This window comes from Sunxiuqinia elliptica, assembly GCF_900113005.1.
In the GTDB taxonomy this organism is placed as follows: domain Bacteria; phylum Bacteroidota; class Bacteroidia; order Bacteroidales; family Prolixibacteraceae; genus Sunxiuqinia; species Sunxiuqinia elliptica.
Window position 1 is genome coordinate 166,012 of sequence record NZ_FONW01000009.1, and the last position, 19,778, is coordinate 185,789.

The window sequence follows — 19,778 nt, forward strand, 5'->3', positions numbered from 1 at the left end:
CTTTACGGATAAAATACTGTTTATTAAATCAAAATGAGCAGATAACCGTTCAACCAAAGCAAACTCCGGGACCAAACTCCCAATCTACCGGCTGGCAGGTGTGTTATTAACATTTTAAAATTGAGACACATGAAAACGAAAAAAGAAATTGTCGACAACTGGCTTCCCCGCTACACCGGGCGTAAACTTGAAGATTTTGCAGATTATATCTTGCTAACAAACTTTCAGCTATATGTTGAAATGTTTGCTGAAAAGTTTAACGTCCCAATCCTTGGAAGCAGCCAAAATATGCCCAACGCATCCAATGGCGATATTACCATTATCAATTTTGGAATGGGAAGCCCTAACGCAGCAACCATCATGGATTTGCTAAGCGCAATTAAGCCTGAAGGGGTCTTGTTTCTCGGAAAATGTGGTGGGCTGAAACGCAAGAATAAGTTGGGAGATTTAATTCTTCCCATCGCTGCAATTCGAAGTGATGGTACTTCGGACGACTACTTGCCACCAGAGATTCCGGCACTTCCGGCTTTTAGCCTGCAACGAGCTGTTTCAACGGCTATTCGAGAAAACCATATGGACTACTGGACTGGAGTTGTTTACACCACCAACAAACGGGTGTGGGAATACGACGCACGATTCAAAAAATACCTTTATAAAACGCGTGCCATGGCTATCGATATGGAAACTGCAACCATATTCACCGTAGGTTTTGCCAATCATATTCCAACAGGAGCACTACTGCTGGTTTCTGATCAACCCATGATTTCAACAGGAATAAAAACTGAAGCAAGCGATAAAAAGGTAACATCCGATTTTGTGACAAATCATGTTAAAATAGGAATTGACGCCCTGCTCGAAATTAAAAACAACGGAAGATCAGTAAAACACTTGCGCTTTTAACCCGACTGTGAAACTATGAATTACGAAGATATTTTAGCCAACCTCAAGAAAAAAATCTATCACCCGGTCTATTTTTTAATGGGTGAAGAGAGTTACTTCATTGATCAAATTACCGACTACATTAGCAAAAATGTGCTGACGGATGCTGAAAAAGGCTTCAACCAACATGTGCTTTACGGAAAAGACACCGATGTTGATACCATCATCACACACTCGCGCCGCTTTCCGATGATGGCCAATCACCAGGTTATCATTGTCAAAGAAGCACAAAACATCCGGAAGATTGAAGACCTAGAGGCATACATCAAAGCTCCTTTAAAATCGACAATCCTTGTCATCAACTACAAATATAAATCGATTGATAAGCGAAAAGGGTTCGCTAAGCAGCTGGCTAAAAACTGCGTATTATTTGAGTCGAAAAAAATTTACGATAATAAGCTTCCTGCCTGGATCAATGGCTATCTTTCATCTCACGGATACAGCATTGAACCACAGGCTTCAGCCATGCTGGCAGAATATCTTGGCACCGACTTAAGCAAAGTTACCAACGAGCTAAACAAACTTATAATCAGCCTCCCAAAAGGAACAAAAATCAGTCCTGATCACATCGAAAAAAACATTGGGGTAAGCAAAGATTATAACATTTTTGAATTGCAAAATGCCTTGGGAACAAAAAACGTTTTAAAAACAAACCAGATCATTAGTTACTTTGCAGCGAATCCGGCAACTAACCCTTTTACACGAACTATTGGCAGTCTTTATTTCTATTTCTCAAAACTTTTAAAGTTTCATTTTTTAAAAGATAAATCGCCTAATTCTGTTGCTTCCGCCTTACAAATCAATCCATTTTTTGTTCGTTCCTATACGGATGCAGCAAAAGTGTATAATCCCAAAAAATTAGTTGCGATCATTGGAATTCTTCGCGAGTACGATATGAAATCCAAAGGAATGGGCAACGTTTCGACTTCGCATGGCGACCTTCAAAAAGAAATGATATACAAAATTTTACATTGACAGATTTATGACACTTATAATTATTGCCATAACAGCCTTTGTTTCAATCGCAGCTTTCAACCGGGCAAATCTTGTTGAGAAACTGCAATTCAATGCCAGCAAGGTCGTTCACCAAAAAGAGTATTACCGGCTGATATCACATGGTTTCGTCCACGCCAACTGGGAACACCTGCTTGTAAACATGATCGTTTTATTTTCGTTTGGACGAGCCATTGAAATGTATTTTGAATATGGTTTTGGGCGAATGTCAAATGCCTACTACCTCATTCTGTATTTTGGCGGAATGATTGTTTCCAACTTGTATGCTCTCTATAAGTATCGTAACAACTATTACTACAACGCTGTTGGGGCATCAGGAGCTGTGTCGGCAATTCTGTTTGCGGCAATTTTCTTCGAGCCCTGGAATAAAATCTACTTCTTCGGAATATTACCCATTCCTGGAATTGTTTTCGCAGTGCTCTACCTGGGCTACTCCTACTATATGAGCCGAAAGCAAAGCGACAATGTCGCCCATGATGCTCACTTTTTAGGTGCTGTGTTTGGTTTTATTTTCCCCATTTTGCTCAACGGACGGCTCTTTGAACGATTTATAGACAAACTATTTATGATCATTTAAATAATGAAGAAAGCTATTTTTCTCGACCGTGATGGCGTGCTGATTGACAATTCAAAGCACTACTACATCTACCGTAAAGAAGCGGTCGAATTTGTTGATGGCATATTTGAAAACCTGAGGCTTCTCAAAGCCCAAGGGTATTCTTTTTTCATTGTGACCAACCAAGGGGGAATTGCTAAAAATCAGTATGGACATGAAGAAGTTGCAACTATCCACCGCTATATTCAAGAGAGCTTTCAGCAAGAAGGAATTCATTTTGACGACATTTACTATTGCCCACATCATGATTCTGTTGAACCTTGCCTCTGTCGTAAACCAAGTTCATTAATGCTCGAAAAACTGATTGCTAAACACGGCATTGATCCGACTCAATCCTACTTAATTGGAGACCGCCAATCAGACATCCAGGCTGCCCAAAACGCAGGAGTAAAAGGAATCCAGATAACTGCAAACAGCAATATGAAATCATTCATTCAAAAACTGTTATCATCATGACATCAGCTTTTCTCTTAATGAATGGCCAATTTTATCCTGCCAACGAAAAGCTATTTTCAATCAACTTGCTGGATCGTGTGTTCATGAGTGAACGCCTGCGCACTGTCCGCAATCAAATCCCCTTTTGGAACCAGCAACTTGAATTAGTTGAACTAAAATTGAAAATTACCAACACCCCTCTTCCCTCTTTTCTGGAAAACCGAGGCAAAGAGCTGAAGCGACAAATCGAACGTCTTCTCGCTAAAAACAAACTATTTCGAAGTGCAATCATCCACCTTCACTTGTTGAAAGACACTCCCGAAATCGCTTACTTATTAGTTGCAGAACCTCTGGACATGACAAGCTATGAATTAAATACCAACGGGCTACGAGTATCGGTATTTGATAAGTTAACCAAATCCTTTTCGCCGCTGTCAGCCTTGGATACCGGCTCGCTTCCCTATTGGAAGCTTGCGACAACATATGCCTCCGTCCAGCAGCAAGATGAGCTATTATTAGTCAATGAGCAGCAGAGTATTTTAGAGGCTCCATACAAATCCATTTACCTGATTAAAGACAAGCAAATAATCACCCCTGCCCCAGAGAGTGGCGCATATATGGATATTAGCCGGGATACCATCGACAAGGCATGTCAGCGTTTTAACTTCACACTTAAGCTGATAACAAAACTCACCGAAAAGGAGCTTTTGCAAGCTGATGAATTCTTTTTAGCGAATGCCGTTCAAGGGATTGAATGGGTTAAAGCTTTTAAACAAAAACGTTACTTCAATAAAAAAACCAAACTGATTCTTCAGGAATTTAACCGACTACTTTTGACAGCATAAAAAAATGCACTCTCAACCATCAAAAAGTACAAACAACAAGAAAACAATAGGAAAATTAGTTTAGAGAAGGATTTTCGGGAAAGTGCTCCCACAAAGAATATTTGCCTCCTATTTCACGAACGGCTTCAACCCACATCGTTGTCGTCTTTCGGTCAACCATCACCAACTCTTCCTCAATCTCAGAAACCAACCAGGAATTTTCACCAATCTCTTCCTCTAGCTGGCCATTGTCCCAACCAGAATATCCCAAGAAAAACCGAATCTGTCCTGGCAAAATTAAACCTTCACGAATTAAGCGTTTAACCTCTTCAAAATCTCCTCCCCAATAGATATTATCTTTCACATGAATACTTCCGGGAATCAGTTTCCCAAGCGAATGAATAAAGTAAATGGTATCAGTACTCACGGGGCCTCCAATATATACTTCAGCCTCAAACTCCGGGAAATCGCCAAGAATTTCATTGACAGGATAATCAATCTTTTTATTCAAAATAAAACCAATCGCACCTTTGTCGCTATGAGCCACTAACAGAATGATTGCCCGGTTAAAATAGCTTCCCGGCAAAAATGGCTCAGCGATCAAAATACGCCCTTTTGAGGGTGCAACATGATTCGTCTCTATTTTAAATAAATTGATATTCAAGTTCATAATACGTTAGAATTCTCTATCAATTTAGGAAAAAACAAACATTAATCAAATACGTTTTTTCCCTTGTAACAAAAATTTGACAATTTTTCACAAATCAATTTAGGTCAATAATACGAAGAATTTGAGAGATAGTAATCATAAAAAAAACGAATTAGTCTTCTTCAACAATCAAGTAAACATCTTCGTTTTCCTTTTTCATCAGGAATTCTTCCCGGGCAAATTTCTCCAGGTTGGTTAGGTTAGTTCGAAGTTCTTGAATTTTTCGTTTATCCGAAACAATTTTATTACGCAATAACACTTCTTGCTTTGCAAGCTGCTCCAGTTTATTTATATTTTGAAAATGTTGCAGTAAACTGTGCTCATCAAAAAAACCAACCCAAAATACGAACAAAGCAATAACAACTCCGTATTTCGTTCTCAGTTTACTCCACAAAAGTGACCACAATTTCCCCATTTAGTTTCGGATTTAATACCAACAAAAGTAAACGATATTCAGGCAAAAAAAAAGGAGATGAATAAATTCACCTCCTATTTTTTTATAAGTTATTCCTTACTCGTTATCCGGTAAAAAGTTTGGATACATATAATCGTGAGGCGGAACAAAGTTCTCTTTTATAGTTCGAATCGAAGTCCAACGTAAGAAGTTGAAAACAGATCCGGCTTTATCATCCGTGCCTGATCCACGAGCTCCACCAAAGGGTTGTTGTCCAACAACAGCTCCTGTTGGCTTATCATTGATATAGAAGTTACCTGCCGAATTCTCCAGGCGTTTTGTAATCTTCTCGATATTGTAACGATCCTGAGACATAACCGCCCCCGTCAATGCATAAATTGACGTGTTATCCAAAATCGTCAAAGTTTCATCAAGCTTATTGTCCTCATATACATAAACCGTTAACACCGGACCAAACAGTTCTTCAACCATGGTTGCATAATCTGGCTTTTTAGCTTGAATGACGGTTGGCTCAATAAAATAGCCCACTGATTTATCATGATTTCCACCAAAGATAACCTCAGCATCTGCATCTTCTTTGGCACGATCAATAAATCCGGCCAACTTATCGAATGAAGCTTCATCGATTACCGCGTTAACAAAGTTGGTGAAATCCTCTGGTGGTCCCATCTTCACAGAGGACAACGCCTTACCTACCCGCTTTTTAACATCTGCCCAAATACTCTTAGGCACATAGCAGCGAGAAGCAGCCGAGCATTTTTGTCCTTGATATTCGAAAGCTCCACGAACCATTGCAATAGCCAAAGCTTGACGATCAACCGTGTTATCTGCAAAGATGAAATCTTTACCACCAGTTTCGCCAACAATGCGCGGATAAGACTTGTATTTATAAATATTTTCTCCAATTGTTTTCCAAATTCCCTGGAACACTCCGGTAGACCCTGTAAAGTGAATACCCGCAAACTCAGGATGCTCAAACACCACTTTCGCGGCTGTTGGACCGGAAACGTAAACCAAGTTGATCACGCCATCAGGCAATCCAGCTTCCTTGAAAAGCTCCATGATTACGGCTGCCGAGTAAACAGCTGTTTTTGAAGGTTTCCAAACGGCAACATTCCCCATCATTGCCGGGGCTGCAGGTAGGTTTCCTGCAATCGACGTAAAGTTGAAAGGGGTTAAAGCAAACACAAAACCTTCCAATGGGCGGAATTCATTGTAGTTCCAAATACCAGGAGCTGATTCTGGTTGCATTTTATAGATGTCCGTCATGCATTTTACACCAAAACGGAAAAAGTCAGCCATCTCACAAGCGGCATCAATTTCTGCCTGGAAAGCATTCTTTGACTGCCCCAGCATGGTCGCTGCATTGATCTTATCGCGATATGGTCCAGCCAAAAGATCTGCTGCTTTCAAGAAAATTGAAGCCCGATGTTGCCAGCCCATGGCAGCCCACTGCTCACGAGCATCCAATGCCGAATCAATCGCCATCTGCACATGCGACTCATCTCCCTGATAATAATGACCAAGGGTATGCTTTATTTCATGAGGGGGAGCAATCCGAATACGACGGTCTGTTGTTACTTCTTTCCCACCAATAATCATTGGTAACTCCACTTCCTTACTACGAAGCTCTGCTAATTTTGCTTTCAGCGAAGCACGCTCCGGCGATCCGGGCGCATAACTCTTAACCGGTTCATTCTTAGCTACCGGCACATTAAAAAAACCTTTAGGCATAATAAATTAGTTTTATTTTTTTCGATTCCCGTTTGTAACAAAACTAGAGAATCAGAAACAGCTTTTTACTAATAAATATCAGTTTTGAAAAAAGAGAAAAACTAAGTCTGCCATAAAATTCATTCCCTCTTAAAAATTACTATATTTAGTGCGATTTTAAATGACTCAGAGTTTTTTTCATGCTAAAATCAGTCTATCAATTTATCACCAAACCCTATCTTCTTGATTCAAGTGAAGATAAACGAAAAATCGTCGGACTTCATGTGATTTTATTCCTTGGGTTGGTCTACGCTTTGGCTGATTTCACAGTATCAATAACGGGGTATAACCTGAACGAATGCATTCCGGCTAACGTTTCAATGATCACAATTTGCTTAATTGGGCTGTATTGTTTACGAATTGGGCGCCCCTCAATAGCCGTTAATACTTTTTTTCTGATACCATTTGTTATCTACTTTTACTTTATCTCGTCTCAATATTCCGTTTTTCCAATAAAAAGTTCGATACCTTATACGGTGTGGTTTTTAGTTCCCAGTTTTCTGTTTATCCTTCTGTTTAGCAAAAAAAGTGCTCAGAAACTTGCTATCTACTACGGGATCAGCCTTATTGCTGTTGCTTTCCACCTATATAAAGCAACCCGGCTGGGCGAAGCAACCGGACTCTATTGGCCAACACAGGAACTTATTTTAAACCCATTGGTTATTATCTCACTGGCATTTGCAGCAACCTTTTTAGTTGCCGTTAATTTTGAACTCAACATCAAAGAACTGCGAATCAAAACAGAAGCGACCGATGCTCAAATCAACAAAACGGTAAAATCATTTCAGCAAGGAATCTTGCACATGCAAATTGAGCGCGACGAAATGAATAACGCCGTAGGCCTGCAAATCAGAAAAACCAATCCAGCATTTCAGAAGATGTTTAAAGTGAATGCCCGAGAGCTACACAATATTGAAGCAGATGTTGTTTTTCCGAAGGTTTTCAGAAACTCTTTTGACTGGAATAACCATTTTTTACACAAAAAAGGGAGGCGAGCAACCGAAATTCATGTCGAGCACCTGGAAAAATGGGTTGAAGTTTATACCCTCACTCCGAGTCCTGACCAAATTACGGCTATTTTTTACGATCGTACTTCTTGTAATCAAACGATCACTTCGCTTGAAGAAAGCCGAAAACGATATAAAGTTTTACTCGAAGCAATTCCTGACATCTTCTTCATCATCGATAAAGATGGAACATACATGGACTTTGTCATCAAGGAATCAGAAATGGTTCAAATCAATGCAGATGATATTATCGGGAACTCCATTTTCGAGGTTGGATTTTCGGAAAAAATGTCCCGGAAAATTTTTCAGTGTATCCAGGATGCCATCCATCGTGACACCATCGAAACAATTGAGTATGCGCTAGAAGTTGAAAAAGGAACAGCGATGTTTGAAATGCGGATCGCCCGGCTGGATGATCATTCCGTGATTTCAATTGCCCGCGATATCACCAAGCGAAAGGTTGCCGAAATTCGTTTAGAGGAAGCCAAGCAAAAAGCAGAAGAGGCTGACCAACTCAAATCAGCTTTCCTAGCCAATATTTCTCATGAGATACGGACTCCTATGAATGCCATCATCGGTTTTTCAAAAATGATTGGCTCGCCCGATTTTGACATTGAAGAGAAAAACCGCTTTATCGATATCATCATCAGCAATGGTAAATTACTGATGGAAATGATCAACGACATGATTAGCTTGTCTAAGATTGAAAGCAACCAAGTAACGGTAAAAGAAAGCTTTTGCAAGGTCAACGATCTAATGGTTGAACTCTATCGGGAATATAGCTTTGACCTAACTTCCAAACCCATCAGGCTAAAACTCAGCAACCAAAATGCCAACCCAAAATTTGGAGTAACAACAGATCCATTCCTTCTCAATGAAATTCTGAAAAAGTTGTTGGACAATGCTGTAAAGTTCACCAACGAAGGCGAGATTGAGTTTGGGTACCGCATGGAAGGGAAAGATAAGCTTCAGTTTTTTGTCAATGACACAGGTATCGGAATTGATGAAGAGCAGATTAAGCGAATTTTTGAGCGCTTCCACCAGATTGACAATAAAACCACTCGCAAGTACGAAGGTACCGGACTTGGCTTAGCCATTGCGCAACACTACACTAAATTGCTTGGCGGTGAAATAAAAGTCAAATCAGAAATTGACCGTGGCTCGGAATTTACCTTTAGCGTGCCCTTCAAAAATGGCGATGGACTACTGCAAATTGTTCGTTAAAAATCGGCTCTTAAAACCTGAAACCCGACTAAGCGATCATAGCGATCTGACATACCCCTGAAATAAACAAAAATCTGGTACTCATTTTCTGTTTCGTAATGACTTCCTTCCAAAGCCGCAGCATCTGCTGTTTTTGAACCGGAGGGGACATACACATACTGGTAATTGTAATAACCTTGCTTCAGCAGCATCGTCAACTCATAGGTTGCCTGTTCATAATTCCAGGTCATCTCATTACTCTTGTTAGCATTCCAGCCTGTAAGTTCCCCAAACACATTCACAGTTCCCCCTACCAGTTGCGCTTCCAAAGGCAAAGAGAAATGCACAAAAAAGTAATCACACTCGGTATCGTAATCATCCACCGGGTCCTGACTTTCAACAACAAAAGCCCCATTCATTTCTTTATAATCGTAGTACTTTTGGTTAGCCCTAACTTCGTCTGCCATTAAAGTTACATGGTAGTATGGCCGATGAAAAGTTGTTGCTAACACATTCTCTCCATTATAACGTCGAGTTCGAATATCAAAATAGCGAAACTCATTTCCCCCCTGAAAGACATTCTCCTTATCGTAATCGTAGACCAACTCTTTATCACGAATAAAAAGAGGCTTCAGTCCCCGAATCGCATTATCCCATCTCCGATTCTGCATAATCACGACTTTTACCTCATCGTGCGGATTAAGAATATCTAAATTGTCATGATAAATGGTAAAATCCACTTCCTGGTTATCGCCTTTAAACGGATCATAAGTTGCCCGCTTCACAACACCCTTCACTTCAACCCGAGGTTCCAACACCTGAAAACGGCGTGTAAGCACCAAGTCCTCTTTATCATCGCCGGCATAAACCACCAGCACATAGTTTCCTGATCTGGTAGGCCGTACTTTGTCGTTTGGAATCGGAATCAGGTAATTGATATATGTCATTGTTGTGTTGAAACTTGGCGCATAATCATCCACCGGATTATCAAAAAAACCATCCAGATACTCACTTTGCAGAATGAATGATTCATTCCAATCAGCATCACAGTGAATCAGGGTGTAGGAATAATTTTTTGTTTCACCAGACAAATCATCGAACTTAAAAACCAAACGCTCGTCAGTACCAAGCTCATAAATGGGGTAGCTTAACTCAAACCCCTCGCGAAAAGCTTGCACTGATTTAATTTCTTCTTTGAAAACGGCATCCTGATAATGATAATTGCTTTCATCCTGCGCCAGGGAATTTAATGTAAAAATAACGCAGGAAATTAAGATCATTATGTATAATTTAATGGTCATTTGTCTCATCAATTTCGTCTTGGATTAAACAAACTTGGCAAGGAGCTATCAAAAACATTCAGTTCTTCTAAAACAGGGTTCAACCAAACATATTCAGATAGTTCAATTCGTGTAAGTTTATACAACAAAGATTGCGAAAAGTTTTTTAAATATGTACTTTTGCCACCTTAAATAATAACTACAACAAGGGATTACAATGTCAAAGCATTTTAAATTGAAACGCGGATTAAATATCCGGTTGAAAGGAGCTGCCGAAGCGGTTCTGGAGGATGCTCCCGCACCGAAATCAGTGGCCATAAAACCAACTGATTTTCCAGGCTTAACTCCTAAATTAAGTGTGAAAGCTGATGCCCAGGTCAAAGTTGGTGATGCCCTCTTTTTCGACAAGTACAATCCTGAAATTTTATTCACCTCACCGGTTAGCGGAACAGTAAAAGCAGTGAACCGTGGTGAGCGCCGTAAAATCTTGGAGATTGTTGTTGAGCCCAATGGAACAAACGAGCAGGCAGAATTCACCAAGGCTGATCCATCGTCACTCTCTCGAGAAGAGATCCGTGATCAACTTCTTAAAAGTGGTTTATGGCCATTTTTCAAACAACGTCCGTATGGCGTTTTGGCAAAACCAACCGATGTTCCAACTAACATTGTTATTTCTGCATTTGACTCGGCTCCACTAGCTCCCGATTACGACTTCTTGTTTTCGAAAGAGCAAAGTGCACTACAAACCGGTATCGATGCAATCAGCAAGTTAACTGATGGGAAAGTTTATCTCGGAGTTGCTCCGAACCAAAGTTCGGGTGTTTTTGCCGCTCTAAAAAAGGTCGAAACCAACACCTTTGATGGTCCTCACCCAGCAGGGAATGCAGGGGTCCAGATCAGCAAAGTTTGCCCAATTGGAAAAGGAACAGTCGTGTGGACCATTAATCCACAAGCTCTTGTTTACATTGGTCGTTTATTTCAAACCGGCAAACTGGACATGAGCAAAACCATTGCTTTGACAGGTTCTGAAGTAAAAGCTCCGAAATACTATAAGACAGTTCATGGGGCAAAGTTGGATTCGCTTACCAAAGGGAAAACGACAGAAGCTACCAAAGAACGAATCATCAGCGGTAATGTTCTGACAGGAACTAAAGTTGACACAGACAACTACCTGGGATATTTTGATCAACAACTGACCGTTATTCCTGAAGGTGATGATTACGAGTTTATGGGATGGGCTGCTCCTGGTGTCGATAAATATTCGGCCAGCAAAGCATTCTTTTCCAAATTATTCCCGAAAAAAGAATATGTACTGAATGCCAACATGCATGGAGGCGAACGCGCATTTGTCCTTTCCGGGCAATATGAAAAATTCCTTCCAATGGACATTCTTCCAGTACACCTATTAAAAGCCATTTTGGTTAATGACATCGATAAGATGGAGCAACTTGGTATATACGAAATCGTGGAAGAAGACTTGGCATTGTGTGAATATGCTTGTACTTCAAAAATTAAAGTACAAGACATTCTACGACAAGGAATAAACTCGATGATTAAAGAATTGGGATAACCAAAATTGTTGCTTGAAACAAAATAGATAATTCAATGAAAGCGTTAAGAAACTTTTTTGAAAAAACGAAACCACACGTGCAGAAAGGAGCCAAGTATCATTGGCTGCATTCAACTCACGATGCTTTCTTCACATTGGCCTTCGTTCAGAAAGATACATCCAAATCAGGGACTCATGTTCATGATTACATTGATTTGAAAAGAACCATGGGAATGGTGGTTCTTGCTCTTGTTCCCGCTCTGCTTATGGGAATGTACAACATCGGCTACCAACATTTTGGTGCACTGGGACAACTTGATACCGCAGGATTTTTCGACCTGTTCCTTTTTGGACTCTTGAAAGTATTGCCTGTTATTATTGTTTCCTATGTTGTTGGTTTAGGGATTGAATTTCTCTTTGCCCAGCTGCGTGGTCACGAAGTAAATGAGGGATTCCTCGTTTCCGGAATTTTAATTCCCATGGTCATGCCAATCAATACGCCACTATGGATGATTGGAGTTGCCACTGCCTTTGCCGTTATTTTTGGTAAAGAGGTATTTGGTGGAACCGGGATGAATATCTGGAACCCGGCGTTGATCGCACGGGCCTTCTTATTCTTCGCCTATCCAGCTCAAATGTCTGGTGATTCAGTATGGATTTCAGCTAGCGGTATCGAATCGATGGCTGATGGATTTACAGGTGCTACCCCAATGGCACAAGCCGTTCTGGGAGAAACCAACCTGGATGCTTGGCATGCCTTCATCGGCTTAATTCCTGGCTCCATTGGAGAAACATCAACATTGGCCATTCTAATTGGTGCTGCAATTTTGATTATTACCGGCATTGGAAACTGGAAAATCATGTTATCAACCGTACTCGGTGGTGTATTCATGGGTATCCTGTTGAACATTTTTGCTGTTAATGCCTATATGGAAATGCCATTCTGGGAACACCTGATTATCGGAGGTTTTGCTTTCGGTGCTGTTTTCATGGCTACAGACCCGGTATCGGCTGCACAAACTGAAAAAGGTAAGTGGATTTACGGATTCCTGATTGGTGTACTAGCCATCTTGATTCGTGTAGTCAACCCAGCCTATCCTGAAGGAATGATGCTAGCCATCCTGCTGATGAATACTTTTGCACCACTGATTGACCACTACATCATTCAGGGAAATATCAAACGTCGTTTAAAACGAGTTCAACAGAGCGCTTAATCCCTAAAAGAAAAAAGAAATGGATAGGAACAGTAATGTTTATACATTTATATATGCATCAGGAATGGTGATCGTGGTTGCTGCAATCCTTTCAATTGCTGCCATCAACTTAAAACCATTTCAGGATAGGAATATTGAAGTAGAGAAAAAGCAAAATATTCTGGCTTCTGTTAACATTCAGGCCGACGCTACGAATGCAGAAGAGATTTATGCTGAGAAAATTGTCAATAGCTACGTTGTTAACTCCCAAGGTGAAAAAGTAGAAGGTGATGCTTTTACCGTTGATCTGAAGAAAGAACGTGCAAAGCCAACTGCTGATCAAAAACTTCCGGTTTTTGAATGCCAAATTGACGGAGGCGTAAAATACATTGTTCCACTTCGTGGAGCAGGACTTTGGGGACCAATTTGGGGCTACTTGTCTTTGGAAGATGACATGTCAACCATTTATGGAGCATCATTCGACCACCAAGGAGAAACGCCAGGATTGGGAGCTGAAATTTCAACCGATGCGTTTGAAACTCAATTCAAACACAAAGAGATTTATGAGAGTGGTAATTTGGTATCGATTACCGTTGCCAAAGCCAACGAAACAGCTCCGGAACAGCACAAAGTAGATGCAATTTCAGGAGGTACAATCACATCAAAAGGATTAGAGAAGATGCTTTTGGATGACTTGAGCTCCTACAATGCTTTTTTCAACCAGAAAAAATAAGAGAAAATGAGTGATAAAGAACCTTTATTTTCAAAGAAAAACCTGAAACTGCTCAGCGATCCGCTAAACAGCAGTAACCCAATTACCGTTCAGGTGCTTGGGATCTGTTCTGCACTGGCTGTAACAGCCCAATTGAAGCCTTCGGTGGTTATGTCTTTATCAGTAATGGCCGTACTGGCATTCGCCAACGTAATTGTTTCCTTACTGAGAAATACCATTCCAAACCGGATCCGGATCATCGTACAGCTTGTTGTTATTGCTGCCTTAGTGATTCTGGTTGACCAGGTTTTGAAGGCATTTGTTTACGATGTGAGTAAACAGTTGTCTGTGTTTGTAGGATTGATCATTACCAACTGTATCATCATGGGACGTTTGGAAGCCTTTGCGCTAGGGAATAAACCTTGGCCTTCTTTCCTCGACGGACTTGGAAATGCTGCAGGTTATGGTGTCATTCTAATTATTGTAGGTTTTGTACGCGAACTTTTCGGATCAGGTAGCATATGGGGCTACAAAGTAATCCCAGCCAGTTGGTACATCGAAAACGGTGGTTTTTATGCCAACAACGGGATGATGATTTTGCCCCCAATGGCATTGATCACTGTTGGAGTTATTATTTGGGTTCAGCGTAGCCGTAACCGTAAATTGATTGAAGATTAATCCGCTAAAAGAGACGAAATTATGGAAAACCTGATTAATTTATTTATCAAATCCATCTTTATTGAGAACATGGTATTTGCCTACTTTCTGGGCATGTGTTCTTATTTGGCGGTATCTAAATCAGTAAAAACAGCTACCGGCCTTGGATTAGCTGTCATCTTTGTTTTAGGAATTACCGTTCCTGTTGATTATCTGTTGGAAAACTACGTGCTAAAAGAAGGTGCTTTAACTTGGTTAAGCCCAACTTTTGCCGGTGTTGACCTTAGTTTCTTAAGCTTTATCATGTTTATTGCTGTTATTGCATCCATGGTACAGCTTGTTGAAATGGTTGTTGAAAAATTTGCTCCTGTATTGTACACCCAGCTGGGAATCTTCCTTCCGCTAATCGCTGTAAACTGTGCAATTTTAGGAGGATCATTATTCATGCAGCAAAAAGCCTTTGTTAATATTGGCGAAGCTTCTGTTTATGGTTTAGGATCTGGCGTGGGCTGGTTCCTGGCTATTGTCGGTATTGCTGCCATTCGTGAAAAGATTGAATACTCTCAGGTTCCTGCTCCGCTAAAAGGCCTTGGAATTACTTTTATCGTGACCGGTTTAATGGGATTGGCATTCATGGGCTTCATGGGAATAAAACTATAATCAGATAAAAAACACAGAACAATGATATTTTTAGCAGCTCAAACAACAGTCGTCGTTACCAGTATCGCCGTCTTCCTATTGATGGTTATTTTGCTGGTGTCGATTCTACTGTATGCGAAGAAAAAACTGACTCCTTCCGGAGTGGTAAAAGTTGATATTAACGAGGGAGATACCGTATTAGAGACCAATCCGGGTGATACCTTGTTGACCACTTTAGGTAACAATAAAATCTTCTTACCTTCAGCCTGCGGTGGTGGTGGTACTTGTGCCATGTGTCGTTGCCAGGTTGTTGACGGAGGTGGATCAATTCTACCTACTGAAACTGGTTATTTCACTCGGAAAGAGCAAAACGATAACTGGCGTCTGGCTTGTCAGGTAAAAGTTAAAGAAGACCTCAAATTGAAGATTCCTCAAGAAATCATGGGGATCAAAAAATGGGAATGTGAAGTTGTTTCAAACCGAAATGTGGCCACTTACATCAAAGAGTTTGTTGTTAAGCTTCCCGAAGGTGAAACACTTGATTTTAAATCAGGTGGTTATATCCAGATTGATGTTCCTAAAATTGACGTCGATTTTAAAGACATGGATGTTGACGAAAAGTTCCGTCCAGAATGGGAACAATTCAATTTGTTTGATCTGAAGATGAAGAACCCAGAGCCAACATTCCGTGCGTACTCCATGGCTAACCACCCTGCAGAAGGAAACATTGTAATGCTGAATATTCGTATTGCAACTCCTCCTTTCGACCGCGTAAATGGAGGATTCCAGAAGGTTAATCCAGGAATCTGTTCTTCTTATATTTTCTCTCGTAAACCAGGAGATAAAGTCACCATTTCAGGTCCTTATGGAGAGTTCTTCCTGAAAGATAATGATAACGAGATGATGTTTATCGGTGGTGGTGCTGGTATGGCTCCAATGCGTTCTCACTTGTTCCACCTATTCCACACACTGAAACAAACTGATAAGCAAGTTACGTTCTGGTATGGAGCTCGTTCATGGCGAGAAGTATTCTACTTTGACCAGTTTAAAGAAATCGAGAAAAACTTCCCGAATTTCTCTTTCCATCTGGCATTGTCTGATCCTCAGCCTGAAGATAACTGGGAAGGCCCAACTGGGTTTATTCACCAGGTAATTCATGATCAATACTTAAATAAACATGAAGAGCCTGAAGAAATTGACTACTACTTATGTGGTCCCCCAATGATGAACGACGCCGTTCAAAAAATGCTTTATGACTTGGGTGTCCCCGATGAAAACGTATTGTATGACGATTTCGGAAGCTAATTCCGACTACGATATACAAAAAGAGCTTTCAACGCATGTTGAAAGCTCTTTTTTATTTATGATTGTCAATTGATGAATTTATAAATATTGGACTAGCTAAATTTCTCAAGATCAAAGCTCTTACGATTAAAAAACGCTTCCAAGCACCTCGAGCAATTTTCAAACAACATCAAACAGCTCTAGGTAGTTAAGTGGATAGTAGTCGGCCCACTCCTGATTCTTGGTTCTTGGTTCTAACCTCTATTGTTGATATCTATTTTTAGCTTCAGCATCAACTTTAATTATCGCCTCTCCTGGAAAAAAGCAGTCATCAAATCAGCACAATCTTCCTCCATTACACCTTTAACGAGCTCGGTTTTTGGGTGAAGTGCTTTAGGAGCAAACTTCGAGAAACCCCGTTTTGAATCAGAAGCCCCATATACCAATTTCCCCAACTGCGACCAGCCAATAGCTCCAGCGCACATCACGCAGGGCTCCAAGGTAACATACAAGCTACATTCATTCAAATATTTTCCTCCAAGTAAATTGGCCGCAGAAGTGATGGCCTGCATCTCTGCATGAGCAGTTACATCAGTTAGCATCTCCGTCAAATTATGCGCTCGTGCAATAATCCTATTCTGAGCAACAACAACTGCTCCAACAGGAACTTCTCCTTTTTCATAAGCCAGTTTTGCTTCCTGAAAGGCTTTCTTCATAAAGTAATTATCATCAAAAGGCTCCATTGCTTAAATCCATTCAGAATTAATCACAAACCTACAATTTTAATTGCTAAAATCTGCTTATTTTTGCATGCAAACAAAAAACGAACAAAGTTATGTACAGAACACATACATGTGGAGAATTACGCCTGGAAAACCAGGGGAATGAAGTGACTCTTGCCGGTTGGGTGCAACGAAAACGTGAATTGGGTGGAATGACTTTTGTCGATCTTCGGGACCGTTATGGCATTACCCAATTGGTTTTTGATGAAAATTCTTCTGATGCTATTACCAGCCAACTAAAAAAATTAGGACGCGAGTTCGTTATTCAAGCTACAGGCCTTGTTCGTGAACGTAGCAGTAAAAATAAGAATATTGCGACCGGAGAAATTGAAATTGATGTCAAAGAGCTCAAGGTATTAAGTCCATCTGTCGTTCCTCCCTTCACAATTGAAGACGAAAGCGACGGCGGAGACGATATTCGGATGAAGTATCGCTACCTGGATTTACGACGTACGCCTGTGCGTGAAAATCTAATTCTGCGTGCTCAAATGGCTCATGCTGTACGCTCCTACCTGAACGAGCAAGACTTTATTGAAACAGAAACTCCTGTTTTGATTAAATCGACTCCGGAGGGTGCGCGTGACTTTGTTGTTCCTTCCCGGATGAATGAAGGAGAGTTCTACGCATTACCACAGTCTCCACAACAATTTAAGCAGTTGCTGATGGTCGCTGGATTTGACCGCTACTACCAAATTGTTAAGTGTTTTAGAGATGAAGACCTACGGGCAGACCGTCAACCTGAATTTACACAGATTGACTGTGAGATGGCCTTTGTTGAACAAGAAGATGTACTCAGCACCTTTGAAGGATTAACCAAATACCTTTTCAAGGCTGTCAAAAATGTTGAGATTACTGACTTCCCGAGAATGCCCTATTCCGAAGCGATTGCCAACTACGGATCAGATAAGCCAGACACACGCTTTGAAATGTTGATAAAAGACATCTCAGAAGTCGTGAAAGGAAAAGATTTTAAGGTGTTTGACGATGCAGAATTCATTGGAGCAATCTCTGCTGAAGGATGTGCAAACTACACCCGCAAACAGCTTGATGCCCTTACCAACTGGGTAAAACGTCCTCAGGTTGGAGCCAAAGGCTTGGTCTATGTCAAGTGTAACGAAGATGGCAGCTACAAATCATCGGTCGACAAATTTTACAGCCAGGAAGATTTGCAACAATGGGCTAGCATCTGTAACGCAAAAGCAGGAGACCTCATTTTAGTGCTTTCCGGCGATAAATCAGCGATGTTGTATGCGCTTGGTGCCTTACGCCTTGAAATGGGTAAACAACTCGGTTTAATGGACAAAAACACCTTTAAACCACTTTGGGTAGTTGACTTCCCATTACTGGAGTGGGATGAAGAGAGCCAACGCCACTATGCCATGCACCATCCATTTACTTCACCAAAAGCGGAAGACATTCACCTTCTTGATAGCGAGCCAGGAAACGTTCGTGCCAACGCTTATGACCTTGTTATCAATGGTGTTGAAATTGGAGGTGGCTCCGTTCGTATTTTTGACTCAGAACTACAAGCTAAGATGTTCAGCCTACTAGGTTTCACGAAGGAAGAAGCCGAAGCTCAATTTGGCTTCCTGATGAACGCGTTTAAGTATGGTGCTCCACCACATGCCGGTATTGCCTTTGGCTTTGACCGTCTGGTCTCCTTATTTGCAGGTTTGGATTCCATTCGTGACGTAATTGCTTTCCCTAAAAACAATGCAGGACGCGACGTCATGATTGATTCTCCATCACCTATTGCTATTGAACAGCTTGATGAATTGAGTCTCAAGCTCAACGTAAAACCGCAAGATAACTAATCGTACAACACGTTATATTGAAAAGGGAGCCAACGAAAGTAGCTCCCTTTCTTTATTTCAAAAAATCGTTACGAAGAGGCGTAAAACTATCAATTAACCTGGCCTTCTCTGATAACAACTGGATCGAATGCGGAATACCTGAAGGAACCGCGAATAAATCGCCTTGCTTCAAATGCTGAGGCTCTTCGCCCTCACAAATAAAAATAACCTCGCCACTGGCGATGTATGAAGTCTGCTCATGTACATGACTATGAACAGGTTCAGGATGCTCCCAAGGACCATCTGAAAAGTCCAACAAAACAGTCATTAGCTCATTGGTGTGCAGTATTTTACGTTTTAGTCCGGGATGAACTTCCTCAAAAGGGACATCATCAAATTTCAATACAGCCATAATTGAATACTTAAAAATAAAAAAGGGAGAGTTGATACCAACCCTCCCTTTCATCTTATATTTATAAAAACTATTCTTCTGCTCTTTTACGCGATGAGTAGTTGATGTGAAGTGCTGCAGCTTTACGCAGCTCTTGCTTGATATCAGTTACGATACCCATCTTTGTATACTCATCTACTTTAAGCGATGTAATCATAAATGGAACCTCTGCTTCGTCACGTGCTTCACGCTCAGCTGTAATGTAGTCAGGAATATCTGACACCTTAGCAAACTGGTCATTCAGCTGAATACGAGGCTCAGAACCAAATACCTTTTGGTATTGCTGATGAGGAGTTCCTACATAAATGTAACTCACCAATGATTTCTTTTCTAATTTCGATAATTCTGTTGCTTCCGGTACAGTTACCTTAACCATTAAAGTAACCTCACGCATGGTTGTACTAACCATGAAGAAGAAAAGCAACATAAAAACGATATCAGGAAGCGACGCAGTCGAAATTGGTGGCAATTCTTTAGAGTCATTCTTTCTAAACTTTGACATA

The 19,778-nt window shown here is 40.8% G+C and carries 20 protein-coding genes; 13 read left to right on the plus strand and 7 right to left on the minus strand.

Annotated elements, in window-relative coordinates; translation table 11 throughout:
- Positions 1 to 129: 129 nt before the first annotated feature.
- From BM156_RS15595 to BM156_RS15615, 5 genes are read left to right on the plus strand one after another with little or no spacing between them, the layout of a single operon-like run.
- Positions 130 to 900 carry an AMP nucleosidase gene (locus BM156_RS15595; protein WP_093920819.1) on the plus strand — a complete coding sequence of 257 codons (771 nt, stop codon included), beginning with the start codon at positions 130 to 132 and terminating at the stop codon, positions 898 to 900.
- 15 nt (positions 901 to 915) lie between these two features.
- Positions 916 to 1,914, plus strand: coding sequence for a DNA polymerase III subunit delta (holA, locus tag BM156_RS15600; RefSeq protein WP_093920820.1), 999 nt, complete (start codon positions 916 to 918; stop codon positions 1,912 to 1,914).
- A 7-nt stretch (positions 1,915 to 1,921) separates the two neighbouring features.
- Complete coding sequence (locus BM156_RS15605; protein ID WP_093920821.1) at positions 1,922 to 2,530, plus strand: rhomboid family intramembrane serine protease; 609 nt, start codon at positions 1,922 to 1,924, stop codon at positions 2,528 to 2,530.
- A gap of 3 nt (positions 2,531 to 2,533) precedes the next feature.
- The gene (locus BM156_RS15610) at positions 2,534 to 3,025 is read left to right on the plus strand and encodes a D-glycero-alpha-D-manno-heptose-1,7-bisphosphate 7-phosphatase (RefSeq protein WP_093920822.1); all 492 of its coding nucleotides are present in this window, start codon (positions 2,534 to 2,536) and stop codon (positions 3,023 to 3,025) included.
- Positions 3,022 to 3,849, plus strand: coding sequence for an aminotransferase class IV (locus BM156_RS15615; protein ID WP_093920823.1), 828 nt, complete (start codon positions 3,022 to 3,024; stop codon positions 3,847 to 3,849). Before BM156_RS15610 ends, BM156_RS15615 begins: the two co-directional genes overlap by 4 nt.
- 55 nt (positions 3,850 to 3,904) lie before the next feature.
- Here BM156_RS15615 and BM156_RS15620 read toward each other — a convergent pair whose 3' ends face one another.
- The 3 genes from BM156_RS15620 to pruA form a co-directional block, all read right to left on the minus strand.
- Complete coding sequence (locus BM156_RS15620) at positions 3,905 to 4,498, minus strand: YqgE/AlgH family protein (protein ID WP_093920824.1); 594 nt, start codon at positions 4,496 to 4,498, stop codon at positions 3,905 to 3,907.
- 151 nt (positions 4,499 to 4,649) lie between these two features.
- Positions 4,650 to 4,952 (minus strand): FtsB family cell division protein, encoded by a 303-nt coding sequence (locus tag BM156_RS15625; RefSeq protein WP_093920825.1) that lies wholly within the window; start codon positions 4,950 to 4,952, stop codon positions 4,650 to 4,652.
- A 96-nt stretch (positions 4,953 to 5,048) separates the two neighbouring features.
- Entirely contained in the window at positions 5,049 to 6,686 is a 1,638-nt protein-coding gene (gene pruA / locus BM156_RS15630) for an L-glutamate gamma-semialdehyde dehydrogenase (RefSeq protein WP_093920826.1), read from the minus strand.
- Positions 6,687 to 6,865: 179 nt separating this feature from the next.
- On the opposite strand from pruA, the gene BM156_RS15635 reads away from it, so the two are divergent.
- Positions 6,866 to 8,956: a PAS domain-containing sensor histidine kinase gene (locus BM156_RS15635; RefSeq protein ID WP_093920827.1), complete on the plus strand. Its 2,091-nt coding sequence runs from the start codon at positions 6,866 to 6,868 to the stop codon at positions 8,954 to 8,956.
- On the opposite strand, the gene BM156_RS15640 is transcribed toward BM156_RS15635, so the two are convergent.
- On the minus strand, positions 8,953 to 10,236 hold the full coding sequence (locus BM156_RS15640) for a type IX secretion system plug protein (protein ID WP_170846981.1): 1,284 nt from the start codon (positions 10,234 to 10,236) through the stop codon (positions 8,953 to 8,955). The genes BM156_RS15635 and BM156_RS15640 overlap by 4 nt on opposite strands.
- A gap of 196 nt (positions 10,237 to 10,432) precedes the next feature.
- Here BM156_RS15640 and BM156_RS15645 point away from each other — a divergent pair, with 196 nt between their 5' ends.
- The 6 genes from BM156_RS15645 to nqrF are packed head-to-tail and all read left to right on the plus strand — an operon-like array spanning position 10,433 to position 16,270.
- On the plus strand, positions 10,433 to 11,785 hold the full coding sequence (locus BM156_RS15645) for a Na(+)-translocating NADH-quinone reductase subunit A (RefSeq protein ID WP_093920829.1): 1,353 nt from the start codon (positions 10,433 to 10,435) through the stop codon (positions 11,783 to 11,785).
- 35 nt (positions 11,786 to 11,820) lie between these two features.
- The gene (locus BM156_RS15650) at positions 11,821 to 12,978 is read left to right on the plus strand and encodes an NADH:ubiquinone reductase (Na(+)-transporting) subunit B (RefSeq protein ID WP_093920830.1); all 1,158 of its coding nucleotides are present in this window, start codon (positions 11,821 to 11,823) and stop codon (positions 12,976 to 12,978) included.
- A gap of 19 nt (positions 12,979 to 12,997) precedes the next feature.
- A complete protein-coding gene (gene nqrC, locus BM156_RS15655; protein WP_093920831.1) occupies positions 12,998 to 13,690 on the plus strand; it encodes an NADH:ubiquinone reductase (Na(+)-transporting) subunit C in 693 nt (230 codons plus the stop codon).
- 6 nt (positions 13,691 to 13,696) lie between these two features.
- Positions 13,697 to 14,347: an NADH:ubiquinone reductase (Na(+)-transporting) subunit D gene (locus BM156_RS15660; protein ID WP_093920832.1), complete on the plus strand. Its 651-nt coding sequence runs from the start codon at positions 13,697 to 13,699 to the stop codon at positions 14,345 to 14,347.
- Positions 14,348 to 14,368: 21 nt separating this feature from the next.
- Positions 14,369 to 14,986, plus strand: a complete 618-nt coding sequence (nqrE, locus tag BM156_RS15665) for an NADH:ubiquinone reductase (Na(+)-transporting) subunit E (protein WP_093920833.1) — start codon at positions 14,369 to 14,371, stop codon at positions 14,984 to 14,986.
- Positions 14,987 to 15,007: 21 nt separating this feature from the next.
- Positions 15,008 to 16,270: an NADH:ubiquinone reductase (Na(+)-transporting) subunit F gene (nqrF, locus tag BM156_RS15670; protein WP_093920834.1), complete on the plus strand. Its 1,263-nt coding sequence runs from the start codon at positions 15,008 to 15,010 to the stop codon at positions 16,268 to 16,270.
- A 281-nt stretch (positions 16,271 to 16,551) separates the two neighbouring features.
- Here nqrF and BM156_RS15675 read toward each other — a convergent pair whose 3' ends face one another.
- The gene (locus tag BM156_RS15675) at positions 16,552 to 16,992 is read right to left on the minus strand and encodes a nucleoside deaminase (protein WP_093920835.1); all 441 of its coding nucleotides are present in this window, start codon (positions 16,990 to 16,992) and stop codon (positions 16,552 to 16,554) included.
- 92 nt (positions 16,993 to 17,084) lie between these two features.
- On the opposite strand from BM156_RS15675, the gene aspS reads away from it, so the two are divergent.
- The gene (gene aspS, locus BM156_RS15680; protein WP_093920836.1) at positions 17,085 to 18,845 is read left to right on the plus strand and encodes an aspartate--tRNA ligase; all 1,761 of its coding nucleotides are present in this window, start codon (positions 17,085 to 17,087) and stop codon (positions 18,843 to 18,845) included.
- 52 nt (positions 18,846 to 18,897) lie between these two features.
- On the opposite strand, the gene BM156_RS15685 is transcribed toward aspS, so the two are convergent.
- Both BM156_RS15685 and BM156_RS15690 read right to left on the minus strand, forming a co-directional pair.
- On the minus strand, positions 18,898 to 19,236 hold the full coding sequence (locus BM156_RS15685; protein ID WP_170846982.1) for a cupin domain-containing protein: 339 nt from the start codon (positions 19,234 to 19,236) through the stop codon (positions 18,898 to 18,900).
- Positions 19,237 to 19,306: 70 nt separating this feature from the next.
- Positions 19,307 to 19,777 carry an ExbD/TolR family protein gene (locus tag BM156_RS15690; RefSeq protein ID WP_093920838.1) on the minus strand — a complete coding sequence of 157 codons (471 nt, stop codon included), beginning with the start codon at positions 19,775 to 19,777 and terminating at the stop codon, positions 19,307 to 19,309.
- Position 19,778: the final 1 nt, after the last annotated feature.